Origin of the sequence: Muricoccus roseus, from assembly GCF_900141905.1 — a bacterium.
GTDB lineage: Bacteria > Pseudomonadota > Alphaproteobacteria > Acetobacterales > Acetobacteraceae > Roseomonas > Roseomonas rosea.
Window position 1 is genome coordinate 167974 of record NZ_FQZF01000008.1, and the last position, 8943, is coordinate 176916.

Here is an 8943-nt window from a genome sequence, read left to right on the forward strand (position 1 = left end):
CGAATGACACACCGCCAACCCCCAGGCCTGCCCGCGGATCCCTCCCATCCCGGCCATCACTCCTTCGCAGCCCCGGCCCGGACCTGGTTCGAAGGGCTGCGCGACCGCCTCTGCGCGGCCTTCGAGGCAATCGAGGATGAGGGCACCACCGGCCCCCACGCCGCCCTGCCCCCTGGTCGGTTCGTCCGCACGCCATGGGACCGGGCGGAGGGCGGCGGCGGCGTCATGTCGGTGATGAAAGGCCGCGTCTTCGAGAAGGTGGGGGTGAACGTCTCCACGGTCTGGGGTGAATTCAGCCCGGAATTTCGCAAGCAGATCCCGGGGGCGGAGGAGGATCCGCGGTTCCTGGCGACCGGCGTCTCGCTGGTGGCCCATATGCGCTCGCCCCGCGTACCGGCGGCCCATATGAACACGCGCTTCATCACCACGCGGCGGAGCTGGTTCGGCGGCGGCGGGGACCTCACGCCGATGTTTCCCGATTCGGGCGAGTCCCAGGCCGACGCCGGCCGATTCCACGCCGCCTTCCGCGCGGCCTGCGAGCGGCACGACGCGGATTATTACCCCCGCTTCAAGAAATGGTGTGACGAGTACTTCTTCCTGCCCCACCGCAATGAGCCGCGCGGCCTGGGAGGCATCTTCTATGACTGGCTCGGCCGCGACGAGCCGGACGAATCCCGCCTGCCTGACCATTTCGCCTTTACGCGGGATGTCGGGGAGGCCTTCCTTGAAGCCTATCCCGCCATCATCCGCGGCCGGATGCACGAGCCCTGGACCGAGGCGGAGCGCGAGCACCAGCTCATCCGCCGCGGCCGCTACGTGGAGTTCAACCTGCTCCATGACCGCGGCACGCTCTTCGGCCTTCGGACGGGCGGAAATGTGGAAGCGATTCTCATGTCCATGCCGCCGGAGGTGCGCTGGCCCTGAGCCCGCGCCCCTCCTGGCCCCGCCCGAGCCCCCTGGCGGCGGGGATGGGGCCGCGGCTAGGCTGGGCGCAACGAAAACGTCCCGAGGAAGCCTTCATGATCGCGCGCCGTCCCCTTCTCGGGGCAGGGCTGGCCCTGCCCTTTCTCCGCCCCGCCGCGGCCCAGACCGGCCCGGCGGGCGCGGAATGGCCCAACCGCGCGGTGCGGGTGATCGTCCCCTTCCCGCCCGCCGGCTCCACCGACGTGATGACGCGCATCTATGCCGAGCAGCTCCAGGCCCGGCTCGGCCAGAACTTCGTCATCGAGAACCGCCCGGGGGCGGGCGGCAACATCGGCATGGACGCCATCGCGAAGTCCCCGGCCGACGGCTACACCCTGGGCATGGCCACGATCGGGCAGTTCTCGATCAACCAGTTCCTCTATTCCCGCATGCCCTGGGAGATCGACCGGGACTTCGTGGCCGTCGCCCTCACCTATGAGCTGCCGAACGTCTTCATCGTCAGCAGCCAGCACTGCCCGGCCCGCACCCTGCAGGAATTCATCGCCTGGGCGCGCGAGAGGCCGCAGGGCATCTCCTATGGCAGCCCCGGCGTGGGCACCACCGCGCATCTCTCCGGCGCCCTCTTCACCCACCGGCTGAAGCTGAACGCGGAGCACGTGCCCTTCCGCGGCGCCGCCCAGATCACCCCGGCCATGCTGTCCGGGGATCTCACCTGCGCCATCGACAACCTCGCCTCCTACATCCCCATCATCCAGGAAGGGCGGATGCGGGCCTTCGCGGTGACGGATTCCGAGCGCTGGCCGAGCCTGCCGGACATCCCGACCATGGCCGAGGCCGGCATGCCCGACTTCGTCATCACCTCCTGGGCCGCCATGGTCGCCCCCGCCGGCACACCCCGCCCGGTGGTGAACCGGCTGAACGCCGCGTTGAAGTCCATAGCGGAGGATCCCGCCCAGCAGCGCCGTTCGCTGCAGGCCGGGACGAAGCTGCTCTGGTCCACGCCAGAGGGGGCGGCGGAGCGCGGCCGCAAGGAACGCCCGATGTGGCAGGAGGCGGTGCGCCTCACCGGCGCCCGGGCGGACTGAAACTGGAAAAGGCCGGGGCGGCTCGCCGCCCCGGCCCTCCCGCACTGGCTCCGCCGGGGCCTAGTAGCCCGTGCGGTCGCCCTTCAGCTCCGGGTCATGCGTGTGGTGGCTGTCCCGTTCGCCACCCCCGCCCGAAACCTGGCTCTTGGCGCTGTTGGTGGCCGGGCCGGGCTGTGTCTTGCCCTTCTCCCGGTGCGTGTGGCCGTGGTTGCCGCCCTGATGGCTGCTCCCCGGGCCGCCGCCGGAATTGTCCTTGTCCTCGGTTCCCTTGACCATGGTTCAACGATCCTGCTGATAGCCCTGGTGGTGGGTGTTGATCCCGGTGCCCCCGGTGATCCCCTGCTGGCCCGGGTCGTACTTGCCCCGGTTGGCGGCGGTGTTCTTCGCCTCCTTCGGGTTCACCTCACCCTGGCCCGGCGTGTTGCCGCCGTGATGCGGCGCCTGGTTCTCGGGCGGGACCGGCGGCATATGGGCTTTCGACATGGCGGGCCTCCTTCTTAAGCCGTGGAGAAGGGCTAACGCCCCGTCACCCGCCGCCGTTGCCCTCGTCCCCCGCCCCGCCTATCTCCCGCCCCATGCCGCCCCGCCCCGCCCAGGACCTGACGACCTCCGCGGGGCGCCGCGCCGCCCTGGTGAACAGCCTGTTCGTGGACCACGCCATCCTTCGCCAGGGCTGGCGAAACTGGGGCGTGGTGGCGCCCGGGCGGCTCTTCCGCTCCAACCACCCCTCGCCCTGGCAGCTGCGGGATGCCGCGCGCCGCTTCGGTCTGAAGACCGTGATCAATCTTCGAGGCGAGCGCCTGGATTGCGGCTCCGACGCCCTGTCCCGCGCGGAGGCGCTGCGGCTGGGCCTCACCCATATCGACGCCCCCTTCGAGAGCCGCGGCGCCCCTCATAAGGACCGCATCCTGCGCCTGGCCGGGATCCTCGAGGAGATGGAGGAGCCGGCCCTGCTCCACTGCAAGTCCGGCGCGGACCGCACCGGCCTGGCCGCCGGCCTCTTCCTGCTGCTCGAGGGCGGCACCAGCGCCGATGCGCTGGCCCAGCTCCATTGGCGCCACGGCCATGTCAGCGCCTCCCGCACCGGCATCCTCGATTCCTTCTTCCGCCTCTATGCCCGGGAAGCCGAGGGGCGGGTGCCGTTCCTGGACTGGGTGCGGGACGAATATGATGAGGCAGCGCTGCGAGCCGCCTTCCAGAGCCGCCCCTGGGCGGACCGGCTGGTGGACGGCGTCCTGCGCCGGGAATAGGGCCGGCCGCCTGATTTCACGAACCGGTTGGCATTTCACGAACAAGGAACCATCATAGGGCGTGAAATGAAGAGTCGGCGCCGGCCGGCCATTGGGGGTGAGATGTCCGCCGCCGTGCCTTCCGGGCACGGCCTGCCAGGACCTGTCATGACACCCACGCCGCGCCGGATCAGCCTCGGCCTCTTCCTCCTCTCCACCGGCCACCACATCGCGGGCTGGCGCCATCCCGCCGCCTGGGCCGGCATGCCCATGGATGTCCGTGCCTATGCGGAGGTGGCGCGGCAGGCCGAGGCGGCGCGCTTCGACATGCTCTTCCTGGCGGACAACAACTGCGTCCCGCAGACCGACTGGCCCGCCGTGCGCCGCACGACGCGGGAGCACATCCTGGAGCCGATCTCGCTCCTCTCCGCCCTGGCAATGGTGACGGAGCGGATCGGCCTCGTCGCCACCGGCTCTACCACCTATTCCGAGCCCTACCACACCGCCCGTTCCTTCGGGACGCTGGACCACGTCTCCGGCGGCCGCGCGGGCTGGAACATCGTCACCACCTCCAACGCCAACGAGGCCTGGAACTTCGGGCGCGAGAGCCACCTGGCCCATGGCGACCGCTACAGGCGCGCCGCCGAGTTCGTGGAGGTGACGAAGGGGCTGTGGGACAGCTTCGCGGACGACGCCTTCCTCAAGGACAAGGAGAGCGGCGTCTATTTCGATGCCGCGAAGCTCCATGTGCTCGACCACAAGGGAGAGCACTTCTCCGTCCGCGGCCCGCTCAACCTCTCGCGCCCGCCGCAGGGCTATCCCGTGCTCGTCCAGGCCGGCGGTTCGGATGCGGGGCGGGACCTCGCGGCGCGCACGGCGGAGGTCATCTTCTCCGTCAACCAGACCCTGCCCGAGGCGCAGGACTTCTACGCCGACATCAAGGCCCGCCTCACCGCCCATGGGCGGGACGCGGATTCGGTGAAGGTCATGCCGGGCCTCTTCCCCGTGGTCGGCCGCACGCGCGCCGAGGCCGAGGACCGGATGGCGGAGCTGCAGAAGCTGCTGCACCCCGATGTCGGCCTCTCCCTCCTCTCCTTCCTCACGGGCGGCTTCGACTTCACCCCCTATGACGTGGACGGGCCGCTGCCCGAGCTGCCGGATACCGATGTGGGCAAGGCGCGGCTGAAGGTGATCGCCGACCTCGCGAGGCGCGAGAACCTGACCATCCGCCAGCTCTACGAGCGCATCGCCGTCTCGCGCGGGCACCACATGGTGGTCGGCAGCGCCACCGAGGTGGCGGACCGGATGCAGGAGTGGTTCGAGGGCCGGGGCGCGGATGGCTTCAACGTCATGCCGCCCACCTTCCCCGAGGGCTTCGCCGCCTTCACCTCCCTGGTGGTCCCGGAATTGCAGCGCCGGGGCCTGTTCCGCACGGAATACGAGGGCACCACGCTGCGCGACCATCTCGGCCTTCCCCGCCCGCCCCATGTGGCGCGCGGCCGCGTCGCCCTCTCCGCCTGAACGCCCCTCGCACGCCCGGAGACGACGATGACCCATAGCCTCACCCGTCGCGCGGCCCTCGGGCTGCTCGCCGCCCCCGCCCTCGTGCATGCCACCGGCGCGGCGGCCCAGGGCGCGAACTGGTCGCCCGACCGCCCCGTGCGGATCATCGTGCCCTTCCCGCCCGGCGGAGGGCTCGATCTGGTCGGACGCGTGCTGGCCGAGTCCATCTCCCCCAGCCTCGGCCAGCCCGTGGTCGTGGAGAACCGGGCCGGCGCCGCAGGGGCACTGGGAATCGAGCAGGTGTTCCGCGCGGCGCCGGACGGCCACACCCTCGGCATCACCAGCGCGGGCAACGTCACCATCGGCCCGCTGCTGCGCCGCACGCCCTATGACGCGCTGGCGCTCACCCATGTCTCGCGCCTCACCACCAGTCCGCTGATGCTGGTGGCGCGGAAGGACCTGCCGGCGGCGGATCTGGACGCCTTCATCGCCTGGGCCCGGGCGAAGCCGGAACAGGTGCGCTTCGGCTCCGGCGGAATCGGCTCCTCCACCCATCTCTCGCTGGAGCTGCTGAACATCCGCATGGGGGTGACGACGCTCCACGTGCCCTATCGGGGCACCACGCCGCTGCTGACGGACCTTGCCGCCGGCAATGTCGATGTCGGCTTCAGCGATGCGGCGGGCTGGCCGATGGTGGAGCAGGGCACGCTCCGCCTGCTCGCCGTCTCCACCGAGGAAGCCTGGCCGCGCAGCCCCGCGACGCCGACGCTGCATAGCCGCCTCGGCGATTTCCGCGTGAGCAACTGGTACGGGCTGGTCGCGCCGCCGAACCTGCCCGCGCCGATCCTCGCGCGGCTGGAGGCGGAGACCGCCAGGGCGCTCGCCCTCCCGCGCGTGAGGGAGGCCTACGAAGCCTCCGGCTTCACCGCCGCGCCGATGCCGCGCGCACGGTTCCAGCCCTTCCTCGAAGGCGAAATCGCGCTGTGGAAGGGCGTGATCGAGGCGGCGAAGATCGAACGGGAAGGCTAGGCGCCGGCGGCCACCGGCAGCACCTCCACCGTGACGGCCAGGGCCGCGCCCCCCAGGGCCAGGCAGGGCGCGGCGCCGGGATGGAGCAGCGTGTCCCCGGCCGCGAGCTCTTCGCCGCCCACCCCAAGCGTCCCGGCCAGGCAATGCAGGGCCACGGAGCCCTGGCCGGGCCGGAAACGGTGCGAGGCGGCAATGCTGCGCAGGACGACCCGCGCCTCGAACCGCCCCCACTCCGTGAAGACGTTGAAGGCCCGCGCGGGGCCGCCGCCGGGCCGGTAATGCGTGGGCACGTCGCCCGGGAAATGGGCGGGGACGAAGGGCAGGCAGGGCAACGCGGCATCGCCCACCACCAGCGTCGCGCCCGGCCCCTCGATCAGGGTGAAGACGCGGTCCATCCCCGGGAAATGCGAGAAGGCGGCCTCCCCCGCCAAATCGGCGATGCTGACCAGCCAGCCCGGGCCGGAGGCCAGGTCCCGCGTGATGCCCAGGCCGTTCGGCCAGGGCCGGGGCCGCAGGTCGCCGGCCCGGAGAAGGGCGGTGTTCGGTTCCATGCCGGGCTCCTTCATGGCGGAAGGCCGGGCATAACCCGGAAGCACGCGGGCTGCGACGGTTGGGCCTGGCGGGGGCTTGGTGACGGAGGGCTCCGCCCTCCACCCGCCAAGGGCCCGAGGCCCCTGGAACCCCGTCTGACTGCCGTGGATGCCCCGGATCGGCGGGGTCTCTGGTTGCTGGTGCTTAGTCCTGCCCTTGCAGTCGCCTGAGGTCATGGACCTCAGGCGCACCGTCAGCCGAGTGAATCCAGCTCGAAGAAAAAGATGATGGTGAGGGGTCCGGGGAGAGGAAGAATTCCTTCTTCTTCTCCCCGGGACAGACCAGCAGTCCAAAACGAAAACCCCAGCGGCCGCTAAGCCGCCACGAAGGCCTGCGCCCGCACCAGGCCGGCATAGAGGCCACCGCCGGCCAGCAATGCGTCATGCGTGCCGGATTCGGCCACCCGGCCGCCCTCCATCACCACGATCAGGTCGGCATCGCGCACGGTGGAGAGGCGGTGTGCCACCACCAGCGTGGTGCGGCCGTGCCGGAGGGTTGCCAGGGCCGCCTGCACCGCGGCTTCGCTCGCCGTATCCAGCGCGCTCGTCGCCTCATCCAGCAGCAGCACGCGCGGGTTCCGCAGCAGCGCGCGGGCGAGGGAGATGCGTTGCCGCTGCCCGCCCGAGAGGCGCGCGCCGCCCGGGCCGAGCACGGTGTCGTAGCCCTGGGGCAAGGCCGTGATGAAGTCATGCGCGGCGGCGGCGCGCGCGGCTTCCTGCACGGATTCCCGCGTGGCGCCGGGGCGGCCGCAGGCGATGTTGGCGAAGGCGGTGTCGTCGAACACTGTCGCGTCCTGGCCGACATAGGCGATCGCGTCGCGGAGCGATTCCAGGGAGACGCTCCGCACGTCGGCGCCATCCAGCGTCACCCGGCCGGAGGTCGCGTCATAGAGGCGCGGGACGAGGGCCAGGGCGGTGGACTTGCCGGCGCCGGAGGGGCCGACGAGGGCGAGCGTCCGCCCGGGTTCGGCGACGAAGCTCACCCCGTGCAGGGCGGTGCGGTCGTCCTCATAGGCGAAATGCACGTCCTCGAAGGCCACGCGCCCCTTGCCCGGCGGCAGGGCGGGGGCACCGGGGGGGCTGGTGATGTGGCGCGGCGCGTCGATCACGGCGTTCACGCGGGCCAGCCCGGCCAGCCCTTCCTGCAGGGCGGCGTTGAGGCTGCCCAGGGCGCGCACGGGTCGGGCGGCGATCAGCAGGGCGGCGACGAAGCCGGTGAACTCGCCCACCGTCCCCTCCCCCTGGGAGACGCGCCATCCGACGATCGCGAGGATGGCGGCGACGGCCACGCCGCCGATCGCCTCCAGCATCGGGTCCAGGCTGGCGCGGGTGCGGGCGATGGAGAGGAGGCTTTCGCGCAGATGGGCGAAGAGCTTCGCGGCGCGGCCTTCCTCCGCCTCCTCCAGCCGGTAGCTCCGCACCACCCGCGCGGCGGCGAAGCTCTCGGTCAGGGAGGCGGCGGCCTCGCCCACCCGTTCCTGCATCCCGCCCGAGGCACGGCGGATGCGCTTGCCCAGCTTGAGGATGGGCACCACCGCCACGGGATAGAGCAGCGCCGCCACGAGCGACATCTTCCAGTCCAGCCACACCATGGAGCCGACGAGGCCCACCACGGTCAGCACGTCGGCGATGGCGTTGATGGCCTTGGTCAGGGCTTCGCGGATGGCGGCGGCATCGGCGGTGAAGCGCGCGGCGTGGCGGGCCGGCGCCTCGCGGGACACCATGGCGAAATCGGCCCGGGTCAGAGCGCGGAAGAGGCGGTTCTGCAGCCCCTCGATCACCCGCAGGACGGTGGACTGGATGGAGACGGCCTGGCCGTATTGCGCCAGGGCCTTGGCGGCCGTCAGCAGGATAATGGCGGGCGGGATGGCCCAGACGATCCGCTGATCACCCTTGGTGAAGAGGTCAAAGGCCTGCTGGATCACCACGGGGTAGAGCGCGGTGAGGCCGGCGACGAGGCCGGTGCAGACCAGCGCGAGGACGATCCGGCGCGGATGGTGCCGCACCTCCTCGCGCCAGAGGCGGCCGATGAGGGCGCGCGTCCTGTCCGGGTCGAGGGGCCGTGACTTGGGGGAAGGGGCCATGGGCGGGCCGTTACTCCGGCCGCCCGTCCATGGCCAGGGGCGAAGAGGGAGCCGGGGAGGCGAAGGGGGCCTCCCCGGCTGCCGGGTCAGGCCTTGTTGCGGGCTGCGTCCACGCTCCAGGGACCGGCGCCGGCGAAGACGAGGTAGAGGAAGACGAAGCAGTAGAGGATGGAGGCATCGCCGCCGTTCAGCGTCGGGTAGAGGTTCCGCGGGGCGTGGAACATCCAGTAGGCGACCGCCATCTCGCCCGAGAGGATGAAGGCCACGGGGCGGGTGAAGGCGCCGATCAGCAGCAGCAGGCCGCCCACCAGTTCCAGGATCGCGCCGATCCAGAACAGGGACATGGCCGGCGGCAGGCCGGAGGCCGGCGGGGCCGGGAAGCCGAAGAGCTTCTGCGTGCCATGCAGGAGGAAGATGAGCGCCGCGACGATGCGCAGCACGGAGAGCACACGGGGCGCCCAGACAGCGAGGTTGGACAAGGCGGAGCCTCCGATTCAGG

General features: G+C 71.4%; 10 protein-coding genes. 5 read left to right on the forward strand and 5 right to left on the reverse strand.

The features are described 5' to 3' along the window. The first annotated feature begins 3 nt into the window (after positions 1-3). Both hemF and BUB97_RS08725 read left to right on the forward strand, forming a co-directional pair. Entirely contained in the window at positions 4-924 is a 921-nt protein-coding gene (hemF, locus tag BUB97_RS08720) for an oxygen-dependent coproporphyrinogen oxidase (RefSeq protein WP_086062021.1), read from the forward strand. Positions 925-1019: 95 nt separating this feature from the next. After that, positions 1020-2009, forward strand: coding sequence for a Bug family tripartite tricarboxylate transporter substrate binding protein (locus tag BUB97_RS08725; protein ID WP_073133684.1), 990 nt, complete (start codon positions 1020-1022; stop codon positions 2007-2009). A 60-nt stretch (positions 2010-2069) separates the two neighbouring features. Here BUB97_RS08725 and BUB97_RS08730 read toward each other — a convergent pair whose 3' ends face one another. Beyond that, positions 2070-2285 (reverse strand): hypothetical protein, encoded by a 216-nt coding sequence (locus BUB97_RS08730; protein WP_073133686.1) that lies wholly within the window; start codon positions 2283-2285, stop codon positions 2070-2072. A 3-nt stretch (positions 2286-2288) separates the two neighbouring features. Then, complete coding sequence (locus tag BUB97_RS08735; protein ID WP_073133689.1) at positions 2289-2492, reverse strand: hypothetical protein; 204 nt, start codon at positions 2490-2492, stop codon at positions 2289-2291. Between the two features lie 92 nt (positions 2493-2584). Here BUB97_RS08735 and BUB97_RS08740 point away from each other — a divergent pair, with 92 nt between their 5' ends. The 3 genes from BUB97_RS08740 (at position 2585) to BUB97_RS08750 (ending at position 5770) form a co-directional block, all read left to right on the forward strand. Then, a complete protein-coding gene (locus BUB97_RS08740; RefSeq protein WP_073133691.1) occupies positions 2585-3259 on the forward strand; it encodes a tyrosine-protein phosphatase in 675 nt (224 codons plus the stop codon). 147 nt (positions 3260-3406) lie between these two features. Beyond that, positions 3407-4759 (forward strand): LLM class flavin-dependent oxidoreductase, encoded by a 1353-nt coding sequence (locus BUB97_RS08745; RefSeq protein WP_073133693.1) that lies wholly within the window; start codon positions 3407-3409, stop codon positions 4757-4759. Between the two features lie 27 nt (positions 4760-4786). Continuing rightward, positions 4787-5770, forward strand: a complete 984-nt coding sequence (locus BUB97_RS08750) for a Bug family tripartite tricarboxylate transporter substrate binding protein (protein WP_073133695.1) — start codon at positions 4787-4789, stop codon at positions 5768-5770. Here the strand turns inward: BUB97_RS08750 and BUB97_RS08755 are convergent. The 3 genes from BUB97_RS08755 to BUB97_RS08765 all read right to left on the reverse strand — a co-directional run bounded on the left by BUB97_RS08755 (position 5767) and on the right by BUB97_RS08765 (position 8923). Further along, a complete protein-coding gene (locus BUB97_RS08755; protein WP_073133698.1) occupies positions 5767-6321 on the reverse strand; it encodes a HutD/Ves family protein in 555 nt (184 codons plus the stop codon). The genes BUB97_RS08750 and BUB97_RS08755 overlap by 4 nt on opposite strands. 353 nt (positions 6322-6674) lie before the next feature. Further along, positions 6675-8444 (reverse strand): ABC transporter ATP-binding protein, encoded by a 1770-nt coding sequence (locus tag BUB97_RS08760; RefSeq protein ID WP_073133700.1) that lies wholly within the window; start codon positions 8442-8444, stop codon positions 6675-6677. Between the two features lie 86 nt (positions 8445-8530). Next, positions 8531-8923 carry a DoxX family protein gene (locus tag BUB97_RS08765; protein ID WP_245818241.1) on the reverse strand — a complete coding sequence of 131 codons (393 nt, stop codon included), beginning with the start codon at positions 8921-8923 and terminating at the stop codon, positions 8531-8533. Positions 8924-8943: the final 20 nt, after the last annotated feature.

Excerpts from the sequence above, each read along its gene's own strand:
- hemF (WP_086062021.1), top strand. The coding sequence starts at position 4 with ATGACACACCGCCAACCCCCAGGCCTGCCCGCGGATCCCTCCCATCCC.
- BUB97_RS08725 (WP_073133684.1), top strand. The coding sequence starts at position 1,020 with ATGATCGCGCGCCGTCCCCTTCTCGGGGCAGGGCTGGCCCTGCCCTTT.
- BUB97_RS08730 (WP_073133686.1), bottom strand. The coding sequence starts at position 2,285 with ATGGTCAAGGGAACCGAGGACAAGGACAATTCCGGCGGCGGCCCGGGG.
- BUB97_RS08735 (WP_073133689.1), bottom strand. The coding sequence starts at position 2,492 with ATGTCGAAAGCCCATATGCCGCCGGTCCCGCCCGAGAACCAGGCGCCG.
- BUB97_RS08740 (WP_073133691.1), top strand. The coding sequence starts at position 2,585 with ATGCCGCCCCGCCCCGCCCAGGACCTGACGACCTCCGCGGGGCGCCGC.
- BUB97_RS08745 (WP_073133693.1), top strand. The coding sequence starts at position 3,407 with ATGACACCCACGCCGCGCCGGATCAGCCTCGGCCTCTTCCTCCTCTCC.
- BUB97_RS08750 (WP_073133695.1), top strand. The coding sequence starts at position 4,787 with ATGACCCATAGCCTCACCCGTCGCGCGGCCCTCGGGCTGCTCGCCGCC.
- BUB97_RS08755 (WP_073133698.1), bottom strand. The coding sequence starts at position 6,321 with ATGGAACCGAACACCGCCCTTCTCCGGGCCGGCGACCTGCGGCCCCGG.
- BUB97_RS08760 (WP_073133700.1), bottom strand. The coding sequence starts at position 8,444 with ATGGCCCCTTCCCCCAAGTCACGGCCCCTCGACCCGGACAGGACGCGC.